The following is a 25,620-nucleotide window of genomic DNA, read 5'->3' on the forward strand; positions in this document are numbered from 1 at the left end:
TGTAAGTTCAATGAATTAACGTCCCACCTAGCACTATACCACTGTGCGAGACGGAGTGACCATATAGTGGGATTTAATTTCGCGGGGGCGCCATCGCCTTGGGACCACGCCCCAAGGCCACGTCACCAGACTGCACCAGCTCGAGCACACCGAATGGCTCCAGGACATCGAGAAGCGCCGCCAGCTTTCCAGGGGTACCGGTAGCCTCCACCACCACTGATTCTTGTGCCACGTCTACCACGCGGGCACGGAAGATATTAACGGCATCGACCACCTGCGGCCGGTTGGCATTATTCGCAGCCACCTTGACCAGCATCAGGGCTCGCGCCACAGTCGAGTCTGCTTCGAGCTCCACCACCTTGATGACCGGCACAATCTTGTTGAGCTGCTTGGTCACCTGTTCCATAATCCTTTCGGAAGCGTCGACCACGATGGTTAGTCGGTTAATCCCTGGATTTTCCGTTTGCGCAGAAACCAGCGAAATGATGCTGTAGCCACGCCGGGAAAACATGCCGGTCACGCGCGACAGGATTCCCTCTACGTCTTCTACCAGGACCGACAGGGTATGCCGGGAAACGTCACTGGGTGCCATGCCTATACCTCCTGGATAGTCTCGTCGATATCGGCAGGAGTCTCTGCTGCCGATTCATTTTCATCAAACAGCGGGCGCAAACCGCGGGCATATTGAATTTCTTCGTTAGACGCCCCACCGCCAATCATTGGCCAGACTTGAGCGTCCTCACCAACGATGAAGTCAATGACCACGGGGCGGTCATTGATTGCGCGGGCCCGTTCAATGGCCGGCACCACCTCTTCCTCACAGGTGACGCGGATAGCCTCACTCCCCAGCGCCTCTGCCAGGCGGACGAAGTCGGGGGTATAAACATCTCGTTCTCGCAGCTTGGTATTGGAATAGTTCTCATTGAAGAACAGTGTCTGCCACTGACGGACCATGCCGAGGTTGCCGTTATTGATGACGGCAACCTTAAACGGAAAGCCTTCCAATGCGGCGGTGGTGAGCTCCTGGTTGGTCATTTGGAAGCAACCGTCACCGTCAATCGCCCACACTTCCTTATCCGGGCATGCTGCTTTGGCGCCTAGGGCCGCCGGCACGGCATAGCCCATAGTTCCGGCACCACCGGAGTTGATCCAGGAGCGTGGGTGTTCAAAGTCAATGAACTGTGCCGACCACATCTGGTGCTGACCCACACCGGCGCAGTAGATAGCCCCAGGACCTACGGTTTCACTCAGCTTTTCCAACACAAATTGGGGATTGAGCTGCCCATCCGGAGTGGGATCATAGCCACGGGGGAACCGTTCCTTGAGCCCATCGAGGTAGTCCCGCCATGGGCCTACTTCCGGTGAATTCACTCCGGAGTTCTTGCGGTACTCCTTTAAGAGACCTGCCAACACGTTGCGCGCATCACCCACGATTGGCACTGCAACGTCGCAGATTTTCCCAATTTCAGCCGGGTCAATATCCGCATGAATTACCTGGGCCTCAGGGGCAAAGGTGGAGGCATCACCGGTTACTCGATCATCGAATCGCGCGCCGATAGTAATCAACAGGTCAGCTCGCTGCATGGCCGCAACCGCAGGGACGGTGCCATGCATGCCCGGCATGCCCATGTGCAGCGGATGAGATTCCGGAAAGGCGCCTAAAGCCATGAGCGTAGTCACGACAGGGATTCCGGAAAATTCCGCAAACTCGCGCAGCTCCTTGGCCGCCTCGGCCTTGATAACACCGCCGCCGGCATAGATAACCGGCTTTTCTGCCTGTGCAATGAGCTCAACCGCTTGCACGATCTGGCGATGGTGCGGCTTGGTCGTCGGTTTATATCCAGGCAGATCAAACGTAGCTGGGAAGGAATATTCCAATTCACCGTTTTGCACATCCTTGGGGATATCCACCAAGACCGACCCCGGACGACCCGTAGCAGCCAGATGGAATGCGGCTGCAATGGCAGCTGGAATCTGGCTCGGTTCCGTCACGATGTAGTTGTGCTTGGTAATCGGCATCGTCACGCCGCGAATATCGGCCTCTTGGAAGGCATCGGTTCCCAAGAGGTTGCTGCCCACCTGGCCGGTGATGGCGACGATGGGAACGGAGTCCAGGTTGGCGTCGGCAAGCGCTGTCACTAAGTTGGTCGCACCCGGCCCGGAGGTGGCAATGCATACGCCTACCTTGCCGGAGGCTTGGGCGTAGCCTTCGGCGGCGTGGCCGGCGCCCTGTTCATGGCGGGTGAGCACATGGCGCAGCTTGGTCGAGGTGTGCAAGGCATCGTAGAGAGGAAGCACGGCACCGCCTGGAATGCCGAAGACTAGATCGGTTCCCAGGTCTTCGAGAGTGCGGACAATGGCGTGGGCACCACTCATCCGCTCCGGAGCGTGGGCGCGTGAGGCCGCAGCCACCGAAGCGGGCGTGGGCGAAGTTGTCGTAACCACGGTTAATGTGCTCCTTGGAATGGTCTATTACAGGTCCTGATCATCATCGGTACCGACCCCAGATATAAACAAAGCCCCCGCGGGCTTATCTGTCTGCGGGGGCGAAATGCGTCGACGTCATGAGGCGTCGCGGTCACCACCGCGTTGGTACTACCTGAAGTCGAATAATGATCATGAACATGACTATACCTTGATAGGTATTACCCTCGTGGAGACTACCCCCTTTTGGGATCACATTCCCACGTGATGGGACACGTCTGAAAAATAGGTTCGCCCTTGCCGGCCTTAGTGAATTAGGCTTGCACACTATGACTCCACCACCTAAGGACAACCAACCTCGTCAGTCCACCACCCAGGCAGAGGTTTTCAAGCCATCCCGCAACCACATCTTGGGCATCCTCATCCTGTCCGCCATTGCTCTGCTGAGCATCGGATGGGCCCCCAAATACCTCGCCTGGCTGTTCATAATCCCCATCCTCGGATTGTGGTGGGTCATAAAATCCCGCACCAAAGTCTCCGAATCTGGAATCGCTATCTCTTACGCATTCCGGAAAAATATCCAGATCGCATGGGACGATTTTGCCGGAATCGGCTTCCAACGCGCCCGCACCTTCGCCCGCACCAAGGCCGGCGCGGAGCACAGCCTGCCCGGCGTTACCTTTAACTCGCTCCCGCGACTTTCGGAGGCCTCCCGCGGCCGCATCCCTGACGCCCTTACCCAGGGCCGTGAAGCGGCAGATGACAAGGTGGTAATTGTCCACCGTGACGGCCAACAAGTCCTCCTCAGCAAAGAAGAGTATGAGGACTACCTCGAGCGCCACCCCGAGCTCAAGCCTTCGGCCGAAAACTAAATACGCCGCCTACGCTCTCCCCCCCCCCCCCACATCCCTTGAAGGAATGGTGACTGAAAACCATGTTCCCGCTGCGTTCAAAAGTAACTACCGTCGGCCGCCAAGCCTCTGGCGCCCGCGCCCTTTGGCGGGCCACCGGCACCAAGGAAAATGACTTTGGCAAACCGATCGTCGCCATCGCCAACTCCTACACCCAATTCGTCCCCGGCCACGTACACCTTAAGAACGTTGGCGATATCGTCGCCGACGCCGTGCGCGAGGCCGGAGGCGTACCCAAGGAATTCAATACCATTGCGGTCGATGATGGCATCGCCATGGGCCACAGCGGCATGCTCTACTCGCTGCCTTCACGCGAAATCATCTCCGATTCCATCGAGTACATGGCCAATGCCCACACTGCCGACGCCCTGGTATGCATCTCCAACTGCGATAAAATCACCCCGGGCATGCTCAATGCAGCGCTGCGCCTGAACATTCCCACCATCTTCGTCTCCGGCGGACCGATGGAGGCCGGCAAAGCCGTCGTGGTTGATGGCGTAGCCCACGCCCCCACCGACCTCATCACCGCCATTACCGCCTCTGCCAATGACGCGGTATCTGATGAAGGCTTGACCCAGGTAGAGGAATCCGCCTGCCCCACCTGCGGCTCCTGTTCCGGCATGTTTACCGCCAATTCCATGAACTGCCTGGCCGAGGCGCTCGGCTTGGCGCTGCCCGGCAACGGCACCACCCTGGCCACCCACACGGCCCGCCGCAGCCTATTTGAAAAGGCCGGCTCCACCATCGTCGATATGTGCCGCCGCTATTACGGCGAGGAGGACGAATCCGTTCTCCCCCGCAATATCGCCACCAAGGAAGCCTTCACCAACGCCATGGCGCTTGACATGGCCATGGGCGGATCCACCAACACCATCCTGCACACGCTCGCGGCCGCACAAGAGGGCGAGGTGGATTTCACCCTCGATGACATTAATGACATCTCCTACCGCGTGCCCTGCCTGTCCAAGGTCGCGCCCAATGGCACCTACCACATTGAGGATGTGCACCGTGCCGGTGGCATCCCCGCCATCTTGGGAGAGCTTCGCCGCGCCGGGCACCTGAACTTGAAGGTGCATACGGCGCTATACGACAACGCCGAGCAATGGCTCGATGACTGGGATATCCGCAACCCGCACGCCACCGATGAGGCCCGCGAACTGTACTACGCCGCGCCGGGCGGCGTGCGCACTACCGAACCATTTTCCCAATCCAACCGCTGGGACGAGCTCGACACTGACGCCGCTCATGGCTGCATTCACGACGCCGATCACGCCTTTTCTTCCGACGGCGGCCTAGTTGTCCTGCGCGGAAACTTAGCTCCAGACGGGGCCATCGTCAAGGCAGCGGGCGTTGAAGAAGAGCTGTGGACCTTCTCTGGACCTGCCCGTGTGGTCGAATCCCAGGAAGAGGCCGTATCGATAATCCTGAACAAGGAAGTTCAGCCGGGCGACGTGGTAGTCATTCGCTATGAAGGCCCGTCCGGTGGCCCTGGCATGCAGGAGATGCTCCACCCCACCTCCTTCCTCAAGGGCGCAGGTTTGGGCAAGGCATGCGCCTTGATTACCGACGGCCGCTTTTCCGGCGGCACCTCCGGCCTGTCCATCGGCCACATCTCCCCCGAGGCGGCCCACCAGGGCCTTATCGGGCTCATCGAAAATGGCGACACCATCACCATCGACATCCACGAGCGCCAACTCACCCTCGATGTGGACGAGGACGTGCTGGAGCGCCGCCGAGCCGCCCAGGAACAGCGCGAGAAACCGTGGACTCCAGTGAACCGCAACCGCCCCATCACCAAGGCACTGCGCGCGTATGCAGCCATGGCCACCTCCGCCGATCGCGGCGCGGTGCGCGTTGTCGATGGCCATGTGAATTAGACAGTAGTGACTGCTAAATCCCTGTGAGCCTCGGTGGGGTGCGCACCCGTTTACCTGCAGATCGCATAAAGTGTACTGCGATGAAACTCGCGCGCACCCCACTTTTTCGTTATGCCTTAGCTCTGCTGGGTCTCATTTTTGGCGCCTGGAAGGTTGTTCAAGACACCCGCATCACGGACTTTCCTATCGATATGGTGGTCTACCGCGAGGGCGTCAAGGCCTTCCTTGAGCACCGCTCCGTCTATAGCGAGCCCATGCTGGCCGGCGATATTGAACTTCCCTTTATTTATCCGCCCTTTGGCGCGCTCGTCATGGTTCCGCTCACGGCCTTTGACGGCATTGACCACGATATGGCGGGCGACATCATGGTTGTCCTGTCCGATCTTCTCCTGCTCGTCTGCCTCTACTTTGTCTTCAAGGCGGTGCTAAAGAAGCCGGATTTCCTCTTGCCCGTTACCGCCATTGCCTGGGCCATTGCCTTGCGCTTCGAGCCGGTTGACCTCAATAACGGCTTTGCACAGATAAATATCGTGGTCATGACGCTGGTTACCCTCGACCTCGTCCCACGCAAGCGCTTCCTACCACAAGGCATCTTGATTGGCCTGGCCGCGGCCATCAAAATTACTCCGCTAGCAATGCTGCTTTACTTCCTCGTGCGCAAGGAATGGAAGCAGATTGCCACGGCTTTCCTCTCCGCAGTCGCTGCCACTCTCCTCGCCGCAGCCTTCCGCTGGGACGCGTTCGTGGAGTTCTTCAGCTCTAAATTGCTCGATATGGGCTCTGGCGGCGACTTCGGCGTGGCAACCGATTACCAGTCCAATAGTTCCATCAAGGGAGCCATTCAGCGCATGTATTCCTCTACGGAGGCCATGGACGCCAATGGACTGACCATCAATCTTGCATGGCTCGCAGTTTCCCTAGTGGTGATTGCCTTTGCTGCGTGGCTTATCAAGCGACTGTGCGAGGAGCATCTGCTTGTCGACGCCCAATTGGTCACCGCCCTCACCCTCCTCCTCATCTCCCCTGTTTCCTGGTCGCACCACTGGGTCTGGCTCACGCTCATCATCCCGGTCTTTATCTACCGCGCGTGGACCTGGCTGCCGTCTGGATGGGCCGCGGGCAGCCTCCTGACCGTCCTTATCGCCTGGGCAGCCATGCTGCTGACCGTTCCACCTAAGTGGTGGTGGGGCGATCAAGTCGATGTCCACGCCATGGAGCGCTACCAAAAGTTCTGGGTGGATGACTTTGTCTGGCTCACCGTGCTTACCGTCGCGCTGTACGCGGCCGCGTTCTACGCCGCCCAGCGCAACCGCCCTCCGAGTACCGCTACTCCTGCCCCGATAGCTTCTTAAGCGCTGCAAGGTGCGAATCGAATGCGGCCTTACCCTTAGCCGTGAGCATCACCCATACCGTGTCCTTGCCACGCGAGGATCCATACTCACGAAAGCGGCTGATATACCCCTCTTTTTCCAGTGCGCTTAGCTGCTTAGACAGCGTGGCATCGGATTGATTCACCTTGTCTCGAATTGCGGCAAAACGCATCTCTTTGTTGATGGCGCCTTCCACTGCCCCGGCCGCGTTGAGCACCGCACAAATTTTAAAGCGATTAAGCGGGTGGATTACCGGATCAAGCTCACTCATCGCCGCTCGCCCGCTTGCCACTTGCGCTGTCCCGCGTGGACAGATCCATCGCACCGGTGTTCAGGGCCCAAAATACAGCGATGCCCCACAGCGTGAATACCACGGCCGCAGTGACCAGGTGTCCTTCGAGGAAGATCTGGAAGAACGTAGGGCAAAAAATCAGAATGATTCCGAAATAGTATTTCTTATCCGGCTGCGGCTGGGCGAAGGGATCCTGCCTATAACCTGCGCGCACGTTGCGCTTCTGAGCGCCAACCCAAAGAGCTACTCCCCCGCAGACCACCACTAAACCAAGGGACAACCACCACGGTATGTCATTCCCCCATTGGCTCAAGATAAACCAAAGTACTGCCAACGCTGCAGCAAACAAGGCATTAAGCGCAGTCTTCCGTCCGTCGCTTTGTTCCTTCTCCACTTCCTCGTTGAAGGACAGTGCCTCGTGCACGCTTTCGTCCATGATCGCAGTTCCTTTCGCCTTCGACTTTTCGTTGCTTTCCACTTTAGAAAGTATCATACTTTCCGCCATGGAAAGCAAGAGAAAAAGAAAATCCGCCGCAATTGCGACGGACAGCTATTGGCGATTAGTTCAACGGATTAACGCCTGCGCCGAAGAACCAAAGCGCGACGAGGATAGCTACGCCAATGAGCACAAAGGCCCAGGAAGTACCCAGCGGGCGGCGTGCCCACGAGCGCTTGAAGTCTAGGGAGATAAAGCCTGGGCCAGTAAACTGCAGGCCCACTGCGATGACAAAGAGGACCAAGGAAAGCCATACGGATTCCGGCCAGCTAAAGACGTCCAGGCCGGCATCGGTCTGAGCTAGCTCGTGGACGGCAGTAAAGCCGGTCACTACCAGGCCAATCATGGCCGCCAGCGGCGTGATGAGGCCGAGCAGCAAGAACACACCAGCGATAAGCTGCATGGTCGGCACCGCAATGGACAGTGCGGTATCCCAGGCATAGTTAGCAAAGTCGCCCTCTAGACCGGACAAGCCCTGGCTATCACCGAGCTCGAAAAAGGTTTTTGCACCGGCAATGATCAGGTAGGCGCTCAGTGCGATGCGAATGAATAGCAGACCGAAGTCGATGGTGCCGCGGCGACCGTAGCGTTGATAGCCTTCCTTTTCTTCTTGTTCCGCCTGCAGTCGAGCCTCGCGCTCCTCTGCGGTTTCAGTGCTGAGGGCGCTGTCCGCGGGGGCGTCGGCAGTAGCAAGTGCCGTCTCCTGCTCCACGCTGGCCGACGTGGTGGACTCCGGTTGCGCGAAGGCTACGGTCTCCTCGCCGCCGCCACTTTGCTGACGCGCGGCCTCATTCGCACTGGAGTAGGACAGTACCTCGGTTTCCGGGTGGTCCTGCTGCGCCTGGGACGGCTTGATCTCCTGCGGCTCAGCGCGGCCGGCGCGCTCGAAGAGGCCAGGCTTCGACTTCCCCTGGCCGGAGACAGAATCCTTGCTAGCGGGCTTCGCGTTATAGGTAGGCACGTCCATATCCTCATCAAACGGGGTGGCTTTATCCGGTTGCTGCTTATCGCTCATAGCTCCAATTTAGGGCACGTGCCTGCACTTTTGTGGTACCCACCACGGCGCGCCGCGCGAGCACGCGTGCTACGTCGCCACTAGATCGGTCGCAGCCTCGATAACCGAACGCGTAAGTTCGCTCAAAACCTCTGACTCCAAGCGCCAACGCTGCCAGTAGAGGTCGATATCGAGCGGGGAGTCGTCGAGAAGCACCAGCTCTTTCGCCTCCAAAAGCGGCAGTGCCTGGGCCTGGGGTAGCAATCCCCACCCCAGGCCAACACGAACGGCCTCGAGGTAGCCCTCGGAAGAAGGAATCTGTGACACCCGCGCACGGACCACGGCCGAATCAATGAAGCGCTCCCGCATCGCATCATCCAGTACCTGATCGTTGGGACCATAGCCAACAAGGGGCATAGTTTCCCAGGTCAGCCGGCCGCTATGGAAGCTTTCTGCAATATGTGGTGCCGCGACTGGGAAGTAGCGCATCGTACCCAAAAAGCTCGACTCACAGCCCGAGACCGGCGTGGCTTCCCTCGTCACTGCGCCAAGCACATCGCCCCGCCGCAGCATGGCTAAGGTGCGCGCCTCATCCTCAATCCGGATGCGCAGGGCGACATCGCCCCGCCGCGCGGTATCGCTAAGGACCCTACGAAACCATGTCGCTAGGGAATCCGAGTTCACTGCGACTGAGAGCGGGACGCGGGCCAGGCGGTGGCCTAGGCGGGCGTCCGTCTCGGCCTGTACTAACGCCATGCGGCGTGCGGATTGCACCAGGATCTCCCCCGCTTCTGTCGCGGTTACCGGAGTGGCACGGCGAAGGAGCACTCGACCGGTGCTCGATTCTAGCGCCTTGATGCGTTGGCTTACCGCAGACGGCGATATGCCGAGCACGGCTGCGGCAACATCAAAGCTGCCTTCGTCCACGATGGCGAGCAAAGTTTCTAGGTGCACCGGGTTCATGAAGCTATTCTAAACCAACTGTAGATTCATTAACTGGACTAATTCAGGCCGGGAATTCACACTAGAAGGCATGTCCATCGTGCTTGCTGGTTTCTTCTTGGGATTATCGCTCATCGTGGCCGTCGGCCCACAAAATGCCATGCTGCTCAAATACGGCATTCGCCGCGACCACATTGGCCTCATCATTGTCGTCTGCGCGCTTTCTGACGTCATCCTGATCACCTCCGGCACGGCCGGCGTGGGCTACTTGGTAGAAAAGTTCCCCAACGCCCTGCAGGTTTTGAAATATGTTGGCGCCGCCTACCTGGCGTATTTCACCTTCACCTGCTTCCGCGATGCGCTCAAGACCAAAGGCGAGGCCATCGAGGTTGAATCCACGCAGCCAAAGGTCCCGCAGGAAGTCGCCTCCTTCGATGGCTCTCAGGCACACAGCACGACCAAGACCGCAACTCGCGTCGAGATTAAGCGCTCCCCCTCCTGGGTTAAGCCGCTGCTTACCGCCCTGGCCTTAACATGGCTTAACCCAGGCGCTTATGTAGATGTCGTGGTGATGCTCGGCGGCATTGCTAATCAATATGGCGAATCGGGGCGCTGGCTTTTCGCCGTGGGTGCAATCTGCGCCAGCTTCACTTGGTTCCCCTTCATCGGCTTTGGCGCCGCGCGCTTTTCCCACGTGCTGTCCCGGCCCACAGTGTGGCGCTGGATCAACTTCGGCATCGGCGTCATCATGATTGGCCTAACGCTCAAGTTGCTCCTGCTCTAGGGCCGGGATTCAACCCGCCTAGTTTCCTCGCACGCGGGAGGCGGTGGCGCCGGCCCAGCGGTTGATTCCAGCGTCATGGGCGGCGTCGTCAATCGCAGCCAGCTCGTCTGCGCTGAAGTCAAGCTTGTCCAGCGCGCCCAGGTTGTGTTCGAGCTGCTCTACCGAAGAAGCGCCTAACAGCGCCGAGGTAAGCGTGCGATCACCCTGATCACGCAGCACCCACGAGATGGCCATCTGGGCCAGCGACTGGCCGCGCTTGCCTGCAATATCGTTGAGCGAACGGATCATGGAAAGGTTTTCCTCATTGAGCCAGTCCTTTTCCAGGGTCTTATTCTTCGCCGCACGCGAATCTGCGGGGATGCCGTCGATATAGCGATCTGTCAGCATGCCCTGCGCTAGTGGACCAAAGCCGATGACGCCCAAGCCGCTGCGCGCTGTGACATCAAGCAGCGACTCGCCGTCTTCGCCCGGGCGCTCAATCCAGCGATTCAGAATGGAATAGCTGGGCTGATGAATCAGCAGCGGGCAGCCTTCATCTTCCATAAACTCCACGGCCTCTGCGGTGAGCTCCGGACCATAGGAAGAAATGCCCACATAGAGAGCCTTGCCGGAGGCCACGATATCCCGCAGTGCATACAGGGTCTCTTCCAGCGGAGTGTCCGGGTCCGGACGGTGATGGTAGAAGATGTCCACGTAGTCCAAGCCCATGCGCTTCAAGGAAGCGTCCAAGGAGCTCACCAGGTACTTGCGAGAGCCGCCGAAACCGTAGGGCGAATCATTCATTACCCACCCGGCCTTGGAAGAAATGATCATTTCATCGCGGAAGGGGCGGAAATCGCGGGCGAAGATGCGGCCGAAGTTGTCCTCCGCGGCACCTGGTTCAGGGCCGTAGTTATTGGCCAAATCGAAATGAGTAATCCCCCGGTCATACGCCGCGCGCAGGATTTCGCGCTGCGTGGCCAGGGGACGATCGTCGCCGAAGTTCTGCCAAAGGCCAAGGGAAATGGCCGGCAGCTTCAGTCCAGAGTTGCCGACTCGGCGGTACTCCATCGAATCATAACGTTCAGATGCGGGTGCATAGATACTCATGACACCCATTGTCCGCTTAATTCTTGGAATTGTCAGCCTTTGGCAGCTCCTCATCTTCTTCAGGGGCGCCGGATGCGCCGGTTTCTTCGACCCACTTTTCAATTTCTTCCGGGGTGCGGTCAGTTTCTACCGCATCACGCTCGGTGTAGTAGGAGTGGTCGTGGCGCTTTTCTGCGTACTTCTTTTTGTCAAAGTCCACGTCGTCGTCACCATCGAGCTCTTCGGTGACTTCCTCCACCAGCTCATCGTAGAGGGCCGCGTTATCCATATTGGAGTCCTCGATATGCTGGCCAATCTCGTCATCATAACGCTCAGCGTCATAATCCTTGTTGGGGTTCAGCTTCAGGTGCATAAGTGAACGTACGCGCTCACGGCGCACGGCCTCATCCTGGATTTGAGACTGGCTGCGGAACCAAGCGAAGACCAGGATGGCTACCATCAGAATGCCCATGTAGCCGATGACGGGGTAGATGTAGTTCATCAGGGTCTTGAAGCCGGCGAAGGACACGGCGAAACCAGCCAAGCAGCCGATAACGAAGATAACCGGGAAGCGCTTCTCATGACCGGCAGATAGGCGCTTGCCCAGTGCGTAGAACATGCCGATAGCGGTATTGAAGATCATCAAGTAAATGATGACCGCCATGATGGAGCCGAGCGTCGGGTTAACGCTATCTACCAAAGACAGCATCGGAATATCGGAGCCTTGTGCCTTGTCCGAGTTCATCAGCAAGGAGAATCCGGCAAGGCCCATCATGATGGAGTAGATGACGCCGCCTACAACGCCGCCCCAACCGGCCTCGCGTGGGCTGATATTGTCGCCACCGATAACCAGGGACATGGACACGGCGAGCATCAGCGCCAGGCCGTTGTAATTGAGTGCGGAAATGAGCCAGTTACCAATCGGGGTGTCGATCTGGCTGGAGGCGTCCATAGCGGCGCCGATGTCATCCGGCATATTGAGGCCGGTGTAGATGGCAACACCAATGACCGCAATGATGATGGTCGGTGTTACAGCACCGATAACCTTGGATACCTTATCCACGTCGAGCATGCCCACGATAAGCACCAATACCAACATGAGCGTGGAGCCGATCCAAGTCTTCCAGCCAAACTGCTGCTCCATATTGGAACCCGCGCCAGCCAACATCACAAAGCCAATGGCAAAGAGGGTGATGATGACCGCGATGTCCAGCAATTTGGAGACGATCGGGTGGGTGACATTGCGGAAAACGGTATTGTGCTCAGAAGCGTGGAAGTAGCTGCCCAGCTGCAAGAACACGGTACCGGCAAGGGTCATGATCAGTGCGGCGATAATGATGCCGGGAATACCCCAGGAACCAAAGGCAGTGAAGTACTGCACCACCTCTTGGCCCGTGGCAAAGCCGGCGCCCACCAACAAGCCCACGAAGGACATGGCAATGGCGATAATGTTTTTAGAAGACACGGTTGCCTAACTTTTGTAGCGAATATCTCTCGCATACTGGTGCGCGCGGCCCCTTGTCCCCCACTCCCCAGCACATGGGCTACACAACACCGGTATGCGTTCCTTAAGGAATGGTACGTAAGTGACCCGTTAAACACCTACTGGCACATACCGATGTTGTGGTAAATCACATTCGGGCGTTCCGCGAAATCAACCTAACGCTTTAGTCGTCAAAGGTCGCGGTATCAATCACGAAGCGGAACTTTACATCGCCTTCCACCACGCGCTCATAGGCGTCATCAACATCGTTGACGCCGATCTTTTCAATAACGGCGCCGATGCCGTGCTCGGCGCAGAAATCCAGCATTTCCTGGGTCTCTGCAATGCCGCCGATGTTATTACCGGTTAGCACCTTGCCGCCGCCGACAAGGCTGCTCATGTGTACTCCCAGCTCTTCCGGTGGAAGTCCGACAACGGACATGATGCCGCGCGGCTTCAGCAGCTGCAGGTAGTCATTGAGGGAGTACTGGGCAGAAATGGTGGACAAGATGAGGTCGAATTCACCACGGTGGTTATCAAAGAAGTCTTCGTCCTCACCTGTGGCCAGAATATGCTTAGCACCCAGCTCGTAGGCTTCCTTTTCCTTGCGCAGGGAGCGGGAAATCACGGTTACATCCGCACCCTTGGCCGCCGCGATCTGCACACCCATGTGGCCCAAGCCGCCCAGGCCTACTACGGCAACCTTGTCGCCTTCCTTGACCTGCCAGCGAGCCAGCGGTGAATAGGTAGTGATTCCGGCGCACAGCAGCGGGGCTGCGACATCAAAGTCAATGCCCTCCGGGATGGTGCACACAAAGTTTTCGTTGACGACTACCTTCTGGGCGTAGCCGCCTTGGGTAATGGTGCCGTCTACATCTTCGGAGTTATAGGTGCCCACATTGCCATTCAGGCAGTTCTGCTCCTGGCCGTTGCGACACTGTTCGCACTCACCACAGGAGTTGACCAGGCAGCCAACGCCAACGCGGTCGCCGACTTTAAATTTCGTGACCTTATCGCCCACGGCTTCCACGACGCCGGCAATCTCGTGGCCCACCGTCAGCGGGAAGTGGGCCTGGCCCCATTCGTTGCGGATCGTGTGAATATCGGAGTGGCAGATGCCTGCAGCCTTGATATCAATGACCACGTCGTCTTCGCGCGGATCGCGGCGCTCAATTTCCACGACCTTGAATGGTGCTTCAGGGCTTTCCTTTTGCAATACTTTGCTCTTAATTGTCATGCCCACGACCCTACGCGTAACCCCACTGACCTCGCCTAACGAAAATAATCACCAACTCTAACGGGGAAGGAAAACCAAAAAGCCAGCCACGCCCCTCTCATTGAGGAGGAAAACGCGGCTGGCTATGTGGGGGTCTTAGTTCAGCTTCTCTGCGATGAGCTTATTGACCTGGCCCGGATCGGCCTTGCCCTGGGTGGCCTTCATGACCGCACCCACGATGGCACCGGTGACCTTCTTATTGCCGGCACGGTACTTTTCCACAATGTCCGGGTTGGCGGCCAACGCGTCATCCACGGCCTTCTCGATGGCGCCATCATCGCGCACGACCTCCAAGCCGCGCTTTTCGACGACCTCGTCGACGTCACCCTCGCCCGCCAACACACCATCAACGGCCTTGCGTGCGAGCTTGGTGGTCAACTTGCCCTCATTGACGAGTGCGATAACGCGCGCCACGTGCTGCGGAGTGATGGCCAGACCAGCAAGATCGGTGTCCTGCTCGTTGGCCTTGCCGGCTAGGTAGGAAACCCACCAGGAGCGTGCCTCGTCCGGCTTCGCGCCGGCCTCGACGGTATCCACGATGAGGTCGAGGGCGCCGGCATTAACCAAGTCGCGCATCTCCTCATCCTTGATGCCCCACTCTTCCTGGATGCGCGCACGGCGAACCCATGGCAGTTCCGGAAGGGTCTGACGCAGCTCTTCTACCCACTCGCGCGGGGCGATGACCGGCGGCAGGTCCGGATCATTGAAGTAACGGTAATCCTCCGCGGTTTCCTTCGGACGACCCTTCGAAGTGGTGCCATCGGTCTCTTGATAGTGACGGGTTTCCTGATCAATGGTGCCGCCATCTTCGAGCACCTGCGCCTGGCGCTGCATTTCGAAGCGAACCGCCTGCTCCACGGAACGCAGGGAGTTAATGTTCTTGGTCTCGGTACGGGTACCAAACTCTTCCTGGCCCACCGGGCGCAGGGACAGGTTGGAGTCCACACGCATGGAGCCTTGATCCATGCGGGCGTCGGAAACGCCCAAGGCTGCAACGAGCTCACGCAGCGCGGAAACGTAGGCCTTAGCCACCTCCGGCGCGCGCTCACCGGCGCCAATGATCGGCTTGGTCACAATCTCAATGAGAGGAATGCCCGCACGGTTGCAATCCACCAGGGATGCCGTGGCGCCGTGAATACGGCCGTCTGCACCACCGAGGTGGGTCAACTTGCCGGTGTCTTCCTCCATGTGGGCACGCTCGATTTCCACGCGCCACTCGGTGCTGTCTTCCAGCACAACGTCCAGGTAGCCGTCGTAGGCAATCGGCTCGTCGTACTGGGAAATCTGGTAGTTCTTCGGCTGGTCCGGGTAAAAGTAATTCTTGCGGGCAAAGCGAGAGGACTCCGCAATGGAGCAATTAAGCGCCAGGCCAATCTTGATGGCGCCCTCCACGCCCTTGGAGTTAACTACCGGCAGCGCACCGGGCAGGCCCAGGGAGACCGGGTCAACGTTGGAATTAGGCGCTGCGTTGAAGTTCGTAGGAGAGGTAGAAAACATCTTGGTTTCCGTATCCAGCTCTACGTGGACTTCCATGCCCATTACCGGTTCGAACTTTTCTAGGACCTCATCGAAGTCCATCAGGTCATACATCGCAGCAGTCATGCGTGCCATCTTAATACGTCGATGCGCCCGCGCGCTCACGCCCCTAAGCTGAATATTATGACTACACCACATAGCGTTGATGCCGCGCTTATCGATGCCCCATTGATCAACATCGCAGTCTTCCGCACTGCCCCTACCCCTGAGGAGGTAAGCGAGCGCCTGACCACCACTTTTGGCGATCGCCTGAGAGATATCATGCCGGGCAAGAATCCGGGAAGCATCATGGTCGAGCTTGATGATTCCTTCCTATTGCACTACCAAGCCATCGATACCCCTCCCACCCGCGATAGCTATGGCCTCCACCCCATTTTGAGCGCGGATGCTCGCGGCCTCGATTCCGCCACCGCACAAATCCTCGTGTCCGTGCTTCCCGGCGAGACCGAAGATGATCGCGCGAAGCAATTCCGCGAAGCCCGCCGCGATCACCTTGAACTGCTCTCCAAGGCCACCGCGGTAGTAGCCGAGCACCCCGACTGCCTGATAGTCCATAACCCGCGCGGCAACGTTTCTATCGCGCCGAATACTTTCCTCGAGGCCGTTCGGGACAACCTTGCCCCAATGCACATCGCTCCGGTGTGGCTTACCCAAAAAGAAAACAAAATCTTGGGCTATACCGTTGGGCTGGTCCAGGCCGGACACCCTGAAATCCAGGCAGCCACCGAATCCATGGATCCCACCGATCTCTATTACAAGCTGGCCAATATCGCAGACCACGTGCTCCAAGGCGCCACCGTCAAAGACGGCGACACCCTATCTTTCGAGCAAGGCCAGCCACCACTGACCGTGCAGAAAGAACCCTGGTTTGTAGACGAATCCTATCCTGCGGTCACGATTAATTTCTAGCGGAATTCCCCTACTTTCGGGAATCCGAATAGCGGCAGATGGCTGCCAGCACCGCACCAGAAAGGTTGTGCCACACCGAAAAGACGGCTCCTGGCAGGGCGGCCAATGGGTTCATATAGGTCGATGCCAGGGAGGTGGCCAAGCCGGAGTTTTGCATGCCCACCTCGACGGCCATGGTGCGCCGGGCGGCGATCGGCTGCTTGGTCAGCATTCCGGCCAGGTAGCCCAAGCCGTATCCGCAGGCGTTATGGATTACCACTGCGGCAAAGACGAGTACGCCTGCGGTAGCGATGGTGTCGTGCGCTCCGCCAACCACAATGCACACAATGGCTGAAATGGCCGCAACCGAGATCCACGGCAATGCCGCGTTAATCTTTGTCACCACTCGGGGAACCAGCATGCCGATGAGAATGCCGGCGATAACCGGAATGAGCACGACCTTCACAATGGACCACGCCATGGCCGAGGCGGAGACCGGCATGTACTCCCCTGCCAGCCACAGTGTCAGCAACGGCGTGAGGACCGGCGCCAACAGGGTGGAAATGGACGTCATGGTCACCGACAAAGCCACATCACCGCGCGCAAGGTAAGACACCACGTTGGAACTCGTGCCGCCGGGCGCGCAGCCCACCAAGATAACGCCGGCCGCTACAGCATCAGGAAGATCCATCACAGCGACCACCAACAGCGCCACCAGCGGCATTATGACAAACTGCGCTACTACTCCGATGAGAACGGGCAGCGGACGGCGAACCACCAAGGCAAAATCTACCGGCTTGAGGGTTAGGCCCATGCCGAACATGACAATACCCAGCAGTGGGGTGACTTGCGGGGCGAAGGAAGCTGCGGTCTCTGGCGCGAGGTATCCCACCACGCCACCGATAATCACGAGCACGGGAAAGCCTAGCGCTGCAATGAGCGCTTGACGGTCTTGCGCTGAGGAGGGCGCAGCGGGCGCCTCCACCCGATTATCTGTCATGCTATCGATACTCATGGGCAAAAGAATACGCTCCCACCCAGTGGGAGCGCTATCTTAATATTCGGAACGCAGTATGCCTCTAGCCAAAGAGCGCCTGGGCGTTGCGATAACGCGATTCCGGTACCGTCTTCAGCGTACCCACGGCATCTTCCAACGGGACGAGGTCAATATCCTCACCATGGAGGGCAACACACATGCCAGACTTGCCTTCGTGGATGGCGCGCGCTGCGTGCACGCCGTAGCGAGTAGCAAGCACGCGGTCATAGGCCGTCGGCGTGCCGCCGCGCTGGATATGCCCCAGCACGGTCGTACGCACGTCATACCCGGTGCGTGCCTTGATTTCATCGCCGATTACCTGGCCGATGCCGTTGAAAGTCTGGTGCCCAAACTGATCGACGCCGCCGGCCTCGAAGTCCATAGTCCCCTCCTTCGGGAGGGCGCCTTCTGCCACGCAGATAATGCCGTACTTCTCGCCCATCTGGAAGCGGCGTTCCATCGCCTTCGTAATCTCCGCGATATCAAAGGGCTCTTCCGGTACCACGGTGTAGTGCGCGCCGCCGGCCATGCCCGCGTGCAGGGCAATCCATCCCACGTGGCGGCCCATAACCTCCACGATCAGGATGCGGTTATGGGACTCTGCGGTGGTGTGCAGACGGTCGATAGCATCGGTGGCCACAGAAACGGCGGTATCGAAACCAAAGGTGTAGTCGGTGGCGTTAACGTCATTATCAATAGTCTTCGGCACGCCCACTACTGGCACGCCGTTATCAGAAAGCCACTTTGCGCCCTTGAGGGTACCTTCACCACCGATGGCGACAAGGGCATCCACCCCGGCATCCGCCATGTTGGACTTAATCTGGTCAAGGCCGGCCTTGAACTTATCCGGATGCAGGCGGCCGGTACCCAGGATGGTGCCGCCGCGCAACAAAATACGGTCGATTTCCGCATCGTCATAAAGATCGCGGCGGCGGTCTTCCATCAGACCGACCCAGCCGTCTTCATAACCTACAACGGTATCTCCAAATTCATTGGACGCGGTACGCACTACCGCACGGATTACAGCATTGAGGCCGGGGCAATCGCCGCCGGACGTTAAAACACCTAGACGCATATCTACCAATCTAGCGCGCGATTTTTAGGCCTGCAGAGTGTCCCTAAAACCTAGGGCAGAAACCAGGCCCACCACCAGCGCAGCCACGATGACGAGCAGCGAATTAATAATTGCCGCCTCTGGGTTACCCGTTTGCATAACTGCGGATACCAGGGCAACTCCCACCACGGAACCCACCTGGCGGGAGGTGTTATACACACCGGAGGCAGCGCCCATAAGCTCCGGCGAGATATCGCGCAAGGTGGTAGCTGCGTTGGAACCCCAAATGAAGGACTGTCCCACGCCGAGCCCGGCAATGGGCAGACCGAGGACCCACGGAAGGGCGTCGACCTGCATGACCCACCATGCCGCAAGGAGCGAAAGTATCAGGATGGAAAATCCCAGCACCCCCAGGATCCGCGGGTTAACATAATCCGCCATGATGCCAGCGAGCGGAGATATCAGGAGAGACACCAGCGCCATAGGAGCCACGATGATGCCGGCTTCGCCCGCAGGCACTCCCTGCATGGTCTGCAGCCACAACATGATGGGCAGCATCACTGCGGCCGCCATGAACCCCATTGCAATGATTCCTACCGAGCCCGCCAGGTAATTGCGGTCACTAAATAGCGCCAGCGGCACCAGCGGACTCGACCCGCGGGCCTGGGCAGTTGCCTGCAATCGAATAAACCAGACGCTAGCGACAACTCCGGCGAGCAGGATCAGCCAAATGGTCCATCCCCAGCCAAGCACCGGGCCCTGCTGAATACCAAAGACGATTGCCGCCAAGGCGATGAGCGACACGATGGCCGAGGGCGCATCGATAGACTGCGCGGTCGTGGGCAGCTCAGGCACCCACAGCAGCGCGAAGACAATGGCTAGCACCACGAAGGGAACGTGTACCCAAAAGGCGGCCTGCCACCCAAAGTGCCCGACCAGAAAGCCACCGGCGAGTGGACCGGCAAGTGCAGCTACCGAGCCAATGACGCCCCACACACCCAGTGCGCGCCCACGGCGCTCGCGCGCAAAGATGCGATTGATAACGGACATGGTCTGTGGCATCTGGAGGGACGCACCCACGCCTTGCACGGCACGCGCCGCAATGAGCACTTCCACTGTGGGCGCCACGGCACACGCCACCGCACCGAGTCCGAAAATGCCCACACCCAAACAGAACATCCGGCGCTGGCCTAAAACATCGCCCAAGCGGCCGGCAAAGAGCAGCGGCACCACCACAGCCAACAAATAGGCCGCGGATACCCACATGGTGTGGTTTACGCCTGCGTTGAGCTCGCGTTGCAGGTCAGGCAGCGCCACCGCCACCATGGATTGGTCCAGCAGGGATACAAAGAATCCGAGGGACAATGCAAACATGGCGCGCCATGCTTGGCGCTCGGGCGGCAGATGCGTCTCCACAGTCATGGCCTTAGAGTCTAGCGGTCCGAGAAATGTCGACCTAGACTGGCTGCATGTCCATGATCGATATTAAAAAGCCCCAAGACGTTTCTACCGCGACTACTGTCACCCTCGGCCTCATCGGTGGCTGGGTCACCGCCCGCGAGACCGGCATTCGCCCGCTAGGCGGCGTAATCCTCGCCGCTGCCGGTGTATGGGCGGGTCGCTCTTGGGCCAAGAAAACCACCCCGGCTACCACCGCCGGCCTGTGCGCACTCTACGTGGGCGCATTCGGCGCCTCCCACCCACTGGCCAAGAAGATCGGTGCGTGGCCGGCGGTACTCAGCGTCACCGCAGCCTCGGCGGGCGCGGCATATGCGCTTTCCGACGCCAAATAGTCCCCACCCACACAAATGCGCACCACGTCCCTAGACATGGTGCGCATTCTTTTATCCTGCGTGCCGCTAGTTTCTACTTGGCCACCATGAACTCAACCGCAGCATTCTCGCTACCCAAGGCGACGGTGCCGCCGGGGAGGTTATAGAAGGAGGGGTTGGATTCGAGGAGGCCCCGGAGGGCGTCGGAAAGCTGCTGCGTATGCTCGTCGCAGGCCGCGCGGGTGGAATTGAACTCGCCCACGCTGATGGTGCCATCCTTGGCCACCTCGTAGGTAGTGGTGTAGGTATTGCAGCCATCATTGACCGCCAAGGTGCGGTCCTTGGCAAAGGTGACGCTCAGCTTGCCGTCTTCCTTAACGGAGTGGAGCTCGCCGGTGATGGTCTGTCCTTCAATCTGAGGCTCCAGCTTCTCGGCGCCCTCCGGCAGCGGAGAAATCAGGTCAGACTGGGTCGGCGCAGTCATGCTAAACCCCGGATCGATGTCGGGGACCTGCGCAGCGTTAGCAACTCCAGCGCCCATCAGCGCAGCGGCGGACAGCGAAAATAGTGCGGTCTTTTTGAAATGCATACCCAATAATTTACCCCCGCCGAATTTAAATTCAACGGGGGTAAAGAAACCTTTATGGAATCGTCAGGGACTCCACAGGCGGCGATTTACTTATCGCGGCCAGCCTCATAGGCAGCGCCCACCTTATAGAGGCGGTCATCCTCGAAAGCCGGCGCCATGATCTGCAGGCCAGTCGGCAGGTTAGTATCGCTCGCCATACCGGACGGCACGGACATGCCGCACAGGCCAGCCAGGTTCAGCGGCAGGGTGCACAGGTCAAAGTTGTACATTGCCATCGGATCCTCGGCCTTCTCCCCCAGCTTGAAGGCGGTAGTCGGGGTGGTCGGGGAAACGAGTACGTCAACCTGCTCGAAGGCACGGGCAAAGTCCTGCGCAATGAGGGTACGCACGCGCTGCGCCTGCAGGTAGTAGGCGTCGTAGTAGCCCACGGACAGCGCATAGGTGCCCAGCATGATGCGGCGCTTTACCTCGGGGCCAAAGCCCTCCGCACGAGACTGGGACATGACCTGCTCCGCGGAGTGGGAGCCGTCATCGCCGGCACGCAGGCCGTAACGCATGCCATCGAATCGCGCCAGGTTGGACGAGACCTCGCACGGCATAATCAGGTAGTACGCTGCCAGGGCGTCGTCGAAGTGTGGGCAATCAACCTCAACAATTTCGGCACCCTGCTCGCGCAGCTGATCGACGGCGGCGTGGTAATTCTCCATCACGCCCTCCTGCCAGCCATCGCGCTCAAACTGCTTAATAAGACCGACCCTGACACCAGAAAGGTCACCCTTGGCACCTTCGCGTGCGGCGGCGACAACCGGTGCTACCGGCTTATCCACGGAGGTCGCATCGAAGGCATCGTGGCCAGCAATGACCTCGTGCAGGAGCGCGGTGTCGAGGACGGTACGGCCACACGGGCCGGCCTGATCCAGGGAAGATGCGGCAGCAATAAGGCCATAGCGGGAGACGGTGCCGTAGGTTGGCTTAACACCCACGGTATTGGTCAGCGCGGCTGGCTGGCGGATGGAGCCGCCGGTATCGGTACCAATGCCGAGTGGCGCTTGGCCGGAAGCGAGTGCAGCTGCGGTACCGCCGCCCGAGCCGCCCGGGGTGCGCTCGGTGTCATAAGGGTTATGAGCCGGACCAAAGGCAGAGTTCTCATTAGAAGAACCCATGGCAAACTCGTCCAGGTTGGTCTTGCCCAGGATGGGAATTCCGGCCTCGCGCAGACGCTTGGTCACGGTGGCGTCGTAGGGAGAAACGTAGCCCTCCAGCATCTTGGACGCTGCGGTGGTCGGCGCGTCGATGGTAACGAGCAAATCTTTCAGCGCCAAGGGCACGCCTGCCAGACCAGAAGCCGGCTCTTCGCCGGCATCGAGGGCCTTATCCACGGCGTCGGCAGCCGCGAGGGCTTCTTCCGCCCCCACGTGCAGGAAGGAATTAAGCTCCCCATTGGTCTCTGCAATGCGATCCAGGAAGGCCTGGGTGACCTCGCGGGAGGTAATTTCGCGGGAATGAATCTTTTCCGCCAGCTCGGCGGCAGTCAGGGAGGTCAAGCCCTCCGCAGGAACGGTCAGGTTAGACATTTATTCTCCTCCCAAAATCTGTGGCACGACGAAGCGCTCATCCTCTACGGCCGGCGCCTGGTCCAAGGCCTGTTCTGCAGTAAGGGTGCGCACAATAACGTCCTCGCGCATCGGGGCGTCCACGGAGTGCGGGTGGCTCATCGGCTCCACACCCTCGGTATCCACGTTTCCTACCGCGGAAACGGAATCAACAATTTCATCAATCTGCGTTGCAAACTGGGCTAGCTCTTCCTCACTGAGGGCCAGGCGGGAAAGCTTGGCGAGGTGGGCTACCTCATCACGCGAAATCTCAGACACGCGAACTCCATCCTTTATCTGCATAATCGACATGCGGGTGAAAAATATTCACACAATGCATGTACTATGTGAATTGCTAACGACCCATGGTACTGCACCTACCGCGACGGCTGCCGCGTCACCCCAAATTTGCGTTGCTTGAAGCCCGCATTGTGACGCACGTATCATGTTTGGGACTACAAACTACCGAAAGCGTGCGAGACCATGTCCTTTTTGATCCGTGTACTGCTCCCCGATGCCCCTGGCAGCCTGGGCCAGCTTGCCGACGCCTTTGGACTCGTCGACGGCAATATCCAATCGGTCGACATCGTAGAAAACTTCCCCGATGGCACCGTTATGGACGACATCGTCATTGAGCTGCCCCAAGGCACAATGGCCGATGTCCTCATCACCGCCGCCTCCTCCGTCGACGGCGTGGAAATTGACTCCATCCGCCCGTTTAGCGGCCGAGTAGACCGCCGCGGCCAGATCGAGCTGCTCGCGCGTGTAGCTAATGCCACCAATGTCACTGCGGCCATGGAAGAGGTTGTCGCGGCTATCCCGAAGGCACTCACATCCACCTGGTGCATCGTCATTGACAATAACGAGCCCATCCGCCGCTTGGCCTCTTCCAACGCAGCGCCAGAAGATGACGGCACCGTTCCTCACGACATTGAGGTGGAAAGCGCCCGCGTCCTCAGCCCCGAACGCGACGAGTGGGTGCCGGAAAGCTGGTCCCTGCTTGACTCCGCACTCGCCGCCGCCCCACTCGGCGATACCGGATTAGTCATCGCCATGGGTCGAACCGGCGGCCCTGACTACCTCGCCTCCGAGGTCGAGCACCTGGGCCACATCGGCACTATCTTGGGCAGCTTCCTCAAGTAACTGGAGCGATTTAGACTTCGCCGGTTTCTAGTAGTTGCTGGAATTGCGCCTCGTTGAGGATCGGGATGTCTAGCTCGCGAGCTTTATCCTCCTTCGATCCGGCGTTTGCACCTGCTACTAGATACGAGGTTTTCTTCGACACCGAACCGGTGGCCTTGCCGCCGCGAGAGACAATAGCCTCTTTCGCGGAATCCCTAGTGAAGTTCTCCAAGCTGCCGGTAACCACAATGGTCAAGCCCTCGAGGGTCTGCTCTTTGTGGTCCTCGGCCGCTACCTCCATGGCCACTCCCGCAGCAGCCCATTTGTCCACAATCGTGCGATGCCAATCCACCTCGAACCAATCGTGGAAGGATTGCGCGATGGTCATGCCGACGCCATCGACCTCTGCAAGCTCCTCCGTCTTCGCAGCGCGCAGCTTATCCATGGATCCATAGCGGGAGGCAAGCGCCCGAGCCGCAATCGGGCCCACGTGTCGTATGGACAGCGAGACCAAGACTCGCCAAAAGTCGCGACCCTTGACCTCCTCCAGGTTGTTTAGCAAGTTCTGACCTGCCGTATTGACCTTGACGTTGCCCTCCTTCTTGGAGCGCTTGTCTTTGGTGTCCTTCTTTGCGGTATAGACATCTGAGGCCAAGAGCTTTTCCGCCGTGAGCTCAAAAAGCTCCGACTCATCGACGAGGATGCCGTTGTCGATCAGGTCCATCGCACCCTTCTCGCCCAAAGCCTCAATATCCAACGCCTTGCGGGAAGCCAGATACTCCAGGCGTGCCGAGAGCTGCGCCGGACAGGACTGTGTATTGGGGCAACGCCAATCGGCGTCGCCGTCCTTCTGTGGGGCCAATTTCGTGCCGCACGCAGGACAGTTCTCCGGGAAGGTCCACTCATGCTCGCTACCATCGCGCTGCTCGCGCACCGGCCCAAGGACCTCCGGAATAATTTCGCCCGCCTTGCGGATAATGACGGTATCCCCAATGAGCACGCCCTTGCGCTTGACCTCGGATTGGTTGTGCAGGGTAGCCATCTCCACCGTAGATCCAGAAACGAAGACTGGCTCCATCACTGCGTACGGGGTTACTCGCCCGGTGCGACCAACACCCACCTCAATGTTTTTGAGCTTCGTGGTCACTTCCTCCGGCGGATACTTGTAGGCAATGGCCCAGCGCGGTGCGCGGGAAGTCGCACCCAGCGCTCGCTGCGACGCCAAATCATCCACCTTGACCACGAGACCATCCATTTCAAAGATGGCGTCGTGGCGGTGTTCTGCCCAATGCGCCACCTCGTCCTGAACCTCTTTGGCTGAGTGCACCTGCTTGGTATACGGGGAAACGGGCAGCCCCCAGGCCGCAATCGCCTTATAGGCATCGTGCTGTGAGGTGGGCGAGAATCCCTCGCGCGCGCCCAAGCCGTGGCACACCATCTTCAGGCGGCGCTTTTTCACCTCGGCGGGGTCCTTCATGCGAAGTCCACCGGCCGCGGCGTTGCGCGGGTTGGCAAATTTATCCTTGCCATCAGCCGCGCGTTCCTCATTGATCTCCTCGAAATCCTCGGGTCGCATATATACCTCGCCACGGATCTCGATAAGCTCCGGGACAGGGTATTCAGCAGTTCCCGTCAACCCATGCGGAATATCCTCGATTACGCGGGCATTGGCAGTGATCTCCTCGCCCACCGTGCCGTCGCCACGAGTAGCAGCGGTGGTCAAGCGCCCATTGCGATAAACCAAGTCGATAGACAAGCCATCAATCTTCAGCTCGGTGAGATAGGTCTTAGCCGGTGTTCTATCCAGCCAATCCTGCATCTCGCCAGCGCTAAAAACATTGTCCAAGCTCATCATGCGCTCAAGGTGCTCAATATCCTCGCCGGCGCTCGGGGCAGCACCCACCTGCTGGGTGGGCGAATCAGGCACGGCAAGCTCTGGGTGCTCTTCTTCTAGCGCAAGTAGGCGCTGGAAAAGTGCATCAAAGTCGGCGTCGGGAATAGCCGGCTCACCGTTGTAGTACAGGTTGCGGTGGCGGCGCACTTCCTGCGCGAGGTCATTCCATTCACGGTGCAGATCAACTGGATTAGTCACGCTGCCCAAGTGTAGCTATCCC

Annotated in this window: 24 protein-coding genes; 7 read left to right on the forward strand and 17 right to left on the reverse strand. The window is 59.0% G+C overall.

What is annotated here, in order from left to right:
* Nucleotides 1–73 precede the first annotated feature (73 nt).
* Both ilvN and I6J28_RS08990 read right to left on the reverse strand, forming a co-directional pair.
* The gene (ilvN, locus tag I6J28_RS08985) at nucleotides 74–592 is read right to left on the reverse strand and encodes an acetolactate synthase small subunit (protein WP_005327728.1); all 519 of its coding nucleotides are present in this window, start codon (nucleotides 590–592) and stop codon (nucleotides 74–76) included.
* A 2-nt stretch (nucleotides 593–594) separates the two neighbouring features.
* Nucleotides 595–2,445: an acetolactate synthase large subunit gene (locus I6J28_RS08990; protein ID WP_204609320.1), complete on the reverse strand. Its 1,851-nt coding sequence runs from the start codon at nucleotides 2,443–2,445 to the stop codon at nucleotides 595–597.
* Between the two features lie 308 nt (nucleotides 2,446–2,753).
* Between I6J28_RS08990 and I6J28_RS08995 the strand changes: the two genes are divergently transcribed.
* The 3 genes from I6J28_RS08995 to I6J28_RS09005 all read left to right on the forward strand — a co-directional run bounded on the left by I6J28_RS08995 (nucleotide 2,754) and on the right by I6J28_RS09005 (nucleotide 6,564).
* Nucleotides 2,754–3,296 carry a PH domain-containing protein gene (locus I6J28_RS08995; RefSeq protein WP_204609322.1) on the forward strand — a complete coding sequence of 181 codons (543 nt, stop codon included), beginning with the start codon at nucleotides 2,754–2,756 and terminating at the stop codon, nucleotides 3,294–3,296.
* Nucleotides 3,297–3,358: 62 nt separating this feature from the next.
* A complete protein-coding gene (gene ilvD, locus I6J28_RS09000; protein ID WP_204609324.1) occupies nucleotides 3,359–5,212 on the forward strand; it encodes a dihydroxy-acid dehydratase in 1,854 nt (617 codons plus the stop codon).
* An 80-nt stretch (nucleotides 5,213–5,292) separates the two neighbouring features.
* A complete protein-coding gene (locus I6J28_RS09005; RefSeq protein ID WP_204609326.1) occupies nucleotides 5,293–6,564 on the forward strand; it encodes a glycosyltransferase family 87 protein in 1,272 nt (423 codons plus the stop codon).
* Here the strand turns inward: I6J28_RS09005 and I6J28_RS09010 are convergent.
* The 4 genes from I6J28_RS09010 to I6J28_RS09025 all read right to left on the reverse strand — a co-directional run bounded on the left by I6J28_RS09010 (nucleotide 6,539) and on the right by I6J28_RS09025 (nucleotide 9,327).
* Nucleotides 6,539–6,853: a transcriptional regulator gene (locus I6J28_RS09010; protein WP_204609328.1), complete on the reverse strand. Its 315-nt coding sequence runs from the start codon at nucleotides 6,851–6,853 to the stop codon at nucleotides 6,539–6,541. The genes I6J28_RS09005 and I6J28_RS09010 overlap by 26 nt on opposite strands.
* Nucleotides 6,846–7,352, reverse strand: coding sequence for a hypothetical protein (locus I6J28_RS09015; protein ID WP_239279924.1), 507 nt, complete (start codon nucleotides 7,350–7,352; stop codon nucleotides 6,846–6,848). The genes I6J28_RS09010 and I6J28_RS09015 overlap by 8 nt, the downstream gene beginning before the upstream one ends.
* Nucleotides 7,353–7,434: 82 nt before the next feature.
* Nucleotides 7,435–8,385 (reverse strand): DoxX family protein, encoded by a 951-nt coding sequence (locus I6J28_RS09020; protein ID WP_204609333.1) that lies wholly within the window; start codon nucleotides 8,383–8,385, stop codon nucleotides 7,435–7,437.
* Between the two features lie 69 nt (nucleotides 8,386–8,454).
* The gene (locus I6J28_RS09025) at nucleotides 8,455–9,327 is read right to left on the reverse strand and encodes a LysR family transcriptional regulator ArgP (RefSeq protein WP_204609335.1); all 873 of its coding nucleotides are present in this window, start codon (nucleotides 9,325–9,327) and stop codon (nucleotides 8,455–8,457) included.
* Nucleotides 9,328–9,397: 70 nt separating this feature from the next.
* On the opposite strand from I6J28_RS09025, the gene I6J28_RS09030 reads away from it, so the two are divergent.
* Nucleotides 9,398–10,090: a LysE/ArgO family amino acid transporter gene (locus I6J28_RS09030; protein WP_204609338.1), complete on the forward strand. Its 693-nt coding sequence runs from the start codon at nucleotides 9,398–9,400 to the stop codon at nucleotides 10,088–10,090.
* 18 nt (nucleotides 10,091–10,108) lie between these two features.
* Here I6J28_RS09030 and I6J28_RS09035 read toward each other — a convergent pair whose 3' ends face one another.
* From I6J28_RS09035 to gatB, 4 genes are all read right to left on the reverse strand, one after another.
* Entirely contained in the window at nucleotides 10,109–11,188 is a 1,080-nt protein-coding gene (locus I6J28_RS09035) for an aldo/keto reductase (RefSeq protein WP_204609340.1), read from the reverse strand.
* Nucleotides 11,189–11,195: 7 nt separating this feature from the next.
* Nucleotides 11,196–12,623, reverse strand: coding sequence for a YkvI family membrane protein (locus tag I6J28_RS09040; RefSeq protein WP_204609342.1), 1,428 nt, complete (start codon nucleotides 12,621–12,623; stop codon nucleotides 11,196–11,198).
* A gap of 202 nt (nucleotides 12,624–12,825) precedes the next feature.
* A complete protein-coding gene (locus I6J28_RS09045) occupies nucleotides 12,826–13,878 on the reverse strand; it encodes an NAD(P)-dependent alcohol dehydrogenase (RefSeq protein ID WP_204609344.1) in 1,053 nt (350 codons plus the stop codon).
* 135 nt (nucleotides 13,879–14,013) lie between these two features.
* Nucleotides 14,014–15,519: an Asp-tRNA(Asn)/Glu-tRNA(Gln) amidotransferase subunit GatB gene (gatB, locus tag I6J28_RS09050; protein WP_239228480.1), complete on the reverse strand. Its 1,506-nt coding sequence runs from the start codon at nucleotides 15,517–15,519 to the stop codon at nucleotides 14,014–14,016.
* Between the two features lie 57 nt (nucleotides 15,520–15,576).
* Here gatB and I6J28_RS09055 point away from each other — a divergent pair, with 57 nt between their 5' ends.
* Nucleotides 15,577–16,362 (forward strand): DUF4261 domain-containing protein, encoded by a 786-nt coding sequence (locus I6J28_RS09055; protein ID WP_204609348.1) that lies wholly within the window; start codon nucleotides 15,577–15,579, stop codon nucleotides 16,360–16,362.
* A 10-nt stretch (nucleotides 16,363–16,372) separates the two neighbouring features.
* Here the strand turns inward: I6J28_RS09055 and I6J28_RS09060 are convergent, their stop codons facing one another.
* The 3 genes from I6J28_RS09060 to I6J28_RS09070 all read right to left on the reverse strand — a co-directional run bounded on the left by I6J28_RS09060 (nucleotide 16,373) and on the right by I6J28_RS09070 (nucleotide 19,853).
* Complete coding sequence (locus I6J28_RS09060) at nucleotides 16,373–17,341, reverse strand: bile acid:sodium symporter family protein (protein WP_204611448.1); 969 nt, start codon at nucleotides 17,339–17,341, stop codon at nucleotides 16,373–16,375.
* A 79-nt stretch (nucleotides 17,342–17,420) separates the two neighbouring features.
* The gene (locus I6J28_RS09065; RefSeq protein ID WP_005327686.1) at nucleotides 17,421–18,452 is read right to left on the reverse strand and encodes an ATP-dependent 6-phosphofructokinase; all 1,032 of its coding nucleotides are present in this window, start codon (nucleotides 18,450–18,452) and stop codon (nucleotides 17,421–17,423) included.
* A gap of 24 nt (nucleotides 18,453–18,476) precedes the next feature.
* A complete protein-coding gene (locus I6J28_RS09070; RefSeq protein WP_204609350.1) occupies nucleotides 18,477–19,853 on the reverse strand; it encodes an MFS transporter in 1,377 nt (458 codons plus the stop codon).
* Between the two features lie 47 nt (nucleotides 19,854–19,900).
* Here I6J28_RS09070 and I6J28_RS09075 point away from each other — a divergent pair, with 47 nt between their 5' ends.
* Nucleotides 19,901–20,224: a hypothetical protein gene (locus tag I6J28_RS09075; RefSeq protein WP_005323344.1), complete on the forward strand. Its 324-nt coding sequence runs from the start codon at nucleotides 19,901–19,903 to the stop codon at nucleotides 20,222–20,224.
* Between the two features lie 73 nt (nucleotides 20,225–20,297).
* Here the strand turns inward: I6J28_RS09075 and I6J28_RS09080 are convergent, their stop codons facing one another.
* The 3 genes from I6J28_RS09080 to gatC form a co-directional block, all read right to left on the reverse strand.
* Entirely contained in the window at nucleotides 20,298–20,792 is a 495-nt protein-coding gene (locus I6J28_RS09080) for an META domain-containing protein (protein WP_204609352.1), read from the reverse strand.
* Nucleotides 20,793–20,878: 86 nt separating this feature from the next.
* Nucleotides 20,879–22,366: an Asp-tRNA(Asn)/Glu-tRNA(Gln) amidotransferase subunit GatA gene (gene gatA / locus I6J28_RS09085; RefSeq protein ID WP_204609355.1), complete on the reverse strand. Its 1,488-nt coding sequence runs from the start codon at nucleotides 22,364–22,366 to the stop codon at nucleotides 20,879–20,881.
* Nucleotides 22,367–22,663 carry an Asp-tRNA(Asn)/Glu-tRNA(Gln) amidotransferase subunit GatC gene (gene gatC / locus I6J28_RS09090; protein ID WP_005327681.1) on the reverse strand — a complete coding sequence of 99 codons (297 nt, stop codon included), beginning with the start codon at nucleotides 22,661–22,663 and terminating at the stop codon, nucleotides 22,367–22,369.
* 204 nt (nucleotides 22,664–22,867) lie between these two features.
* Here gatC and I6J28_RS09095 point away from each other — a divergent pair, with 204 nt between their 5' ends.
* Nucleotides 22,868–23,527 carry an amino acid-binding ACT domain protein gene (locus I6J28_RS09095; RefSeq protein ID WP_204609358.1) on the forward strand — a complete coding sequence of 220 codons (660 nt, stop codon included), beginning with the start codon at nucleotides 22,868–22,870 and terminating at the stop codon, nucleotides 23,525–23,527.
* Between the two features lie 10 nt (nucleotides 23,528–23,537).
* Here I6J28_RS09095 and ligA read toward each other — a convergent pair whose 3' ends face one another.
* Nucleotides 23,538–25,607, reverse strand: a complete 2,070-nt coding sequence (ligA, locus tag I6J28_RS09100) for an NAD-dependent DNA ligase LigA (protein WP_410493196.1) — start codon at nucleotides 25,605–25,607, stop codon at nucleotides 23,538–23,540.
* Nucleotides 25,608–25,620 lie beyond the last annotated feature (13 nt).

The sequence above is a fragment of the Corynebacterium tuberculostearicum genome, from assembly GCF_016894265.1.
Classification (GTDB): domain Bacteria; phylum Actinomycetota; class Actinomycetes; order Mycobacteriales; family Mycobacteriaceae; genus Corynebacterium; species Corynebacterium tuberculostearicum_D.

What these genes read in the sequence shown, in the direction of transcription:
- I6J28_RS09010 (WP_204609328.1), bottom strand. Translation starts at nt 6,853, where the DNA reads ATGAGTGAGCTTGATCCGGTAATCCACCCGCTTAATCGCTTTAAAATT.
- I6J28_RS09095 (WP_204609358.1), top strand. Translation starts at nt 22,868, where the DNA reads ATGTCCTTTTTGATCCGTGTACTGCTCCCCGATGCCCCTGGCAGCCTG.
- I6J28_RS09030 (WP_204609338.1), top strand. Translation starts at nt 9,398, where the DNA reads ATGTCCATCGTGCTTGCTGGTTTCTTCTTGGGATTATCGCTCATCGTG.
- I6J28_RS09070 (WP_204609350.1), bottom strand. Translation starts at nt 19,853, where the DNA reads ATGACTGTGGAGACGCATCTGCCGCCCGAGCGCCAAGCATGGCGCGCC.
- ilvD (WP_204609324.1), top strand. Translation starts at nt 3,359, where the DNA reads ATGTTCCCGCTGCGTTCAAAAGTAACTACCGTCGGCCGCCAAGCCTCT.
- I6J28_RS09045 (WP_204609344.1), bottom strand. Translation starts at nt 13,878, where the DNA reads ATGACAATTAAGAGCAAAGTATTGCAAAAGGAAAGCCCTGAAGCACCA.
- gatA (WP_204609355.1), bottom strand. Translation starts at nt 22,366, where the DNA reads ATGTCTAACCTGACCGTTCCTGCGGAGGGCTTGACCTCCCTGACTGCC.
- I6J28_RS09035 (WP_204609340.1), bottom strand. Translation starts at nt 11,188, where the DNA reads ATGGGTGTCATGAGTATCTATGCACCCGCATCTGAACGTTATGATTCG.
- I6J28_RS09025 (WP_204609335.1), bottom strand. Translation starts at nt 9,327, where the DNA reads ATGAACCCGGTGCACCTAGAAACTTTGCTCGCCATCGTGGACGAAGGC.
- I6J28_RS09005 (WP_204609326.1), top strand. Translation starts at nt 5,293, where the DNA reads ATGAAACTCGCGCGCACCCCACTTTTTCGTTATGCCTTAGCTCTGCTG.
- I6J28_RS09075 (WP_005323344.1), top strand. Translation starts at nt 19,901, where the DNA reads ATGTCCATGATCGATATTAAAAAGCCCCAAGACGTTTCTACCGCGACT.
- I6J28_RS09060 (WP_204611448.1), bottom strand. Translation starts at nt 17,341, where the DNA reads ATGACAGATAATCGGGTGGAGGCGCCCGCTGCGCCCTCCTCAGCGCAA.
- I6J28_RS08995 (WP_204609322.1), top strand. Translation starts at nt 2,754, where the DNA reads ATGACTCCACCACCTAAGGACAACCAACCTCGTCAGTCCACCACCCAG.
- I6J28_RS09065 (WP_005327686.1), bottom strand. Translation starts at nt 18,452, where the DNA reads ATGCGTCTAGGTGTTTTAACGTCCGGCGGCGATTGCCCCGGCCTCAAT.
- I6J28_RS09055 (WP_204609348.1), top strand. Translation starts at nt 15,577, where the DNA reads ATGACTACACCACATAGCGTTGATGCCGCGCTTATCGATGCCCCATTG.
- I6J28_RS09080 (WP_204609352.1), bottom strand. Translation starts at nt 20,792, where the DNA reads ATGCATTTCAAAAAGACCGCACTATTTTCGCTGTCCGCCGCTGCGCTG.
- ilvN (WP_005327728.1), bottom strand. Translation starts at nt 592, where the DNA reads ATGGCACCCAGTGACGTTTCCCGGCATACCCTGTCGGTCCTGGTAGAA.
- gatB (WP_239228480.1), bottom strand. Translation starts at nt 15,519, where the DNA reads ATGACTGCTGCGATGTATGACCTGATGGACTTCGATGAGGTCCTAGAA.
- I6J28_RS09020 (WP_204609333.1), bottom strand. Translation starts at nt 8,385, where the DNA reads ATGAGCGATAAGCAGCAACCGGATAAAGCCACCCCGTTTGATGAGGAT.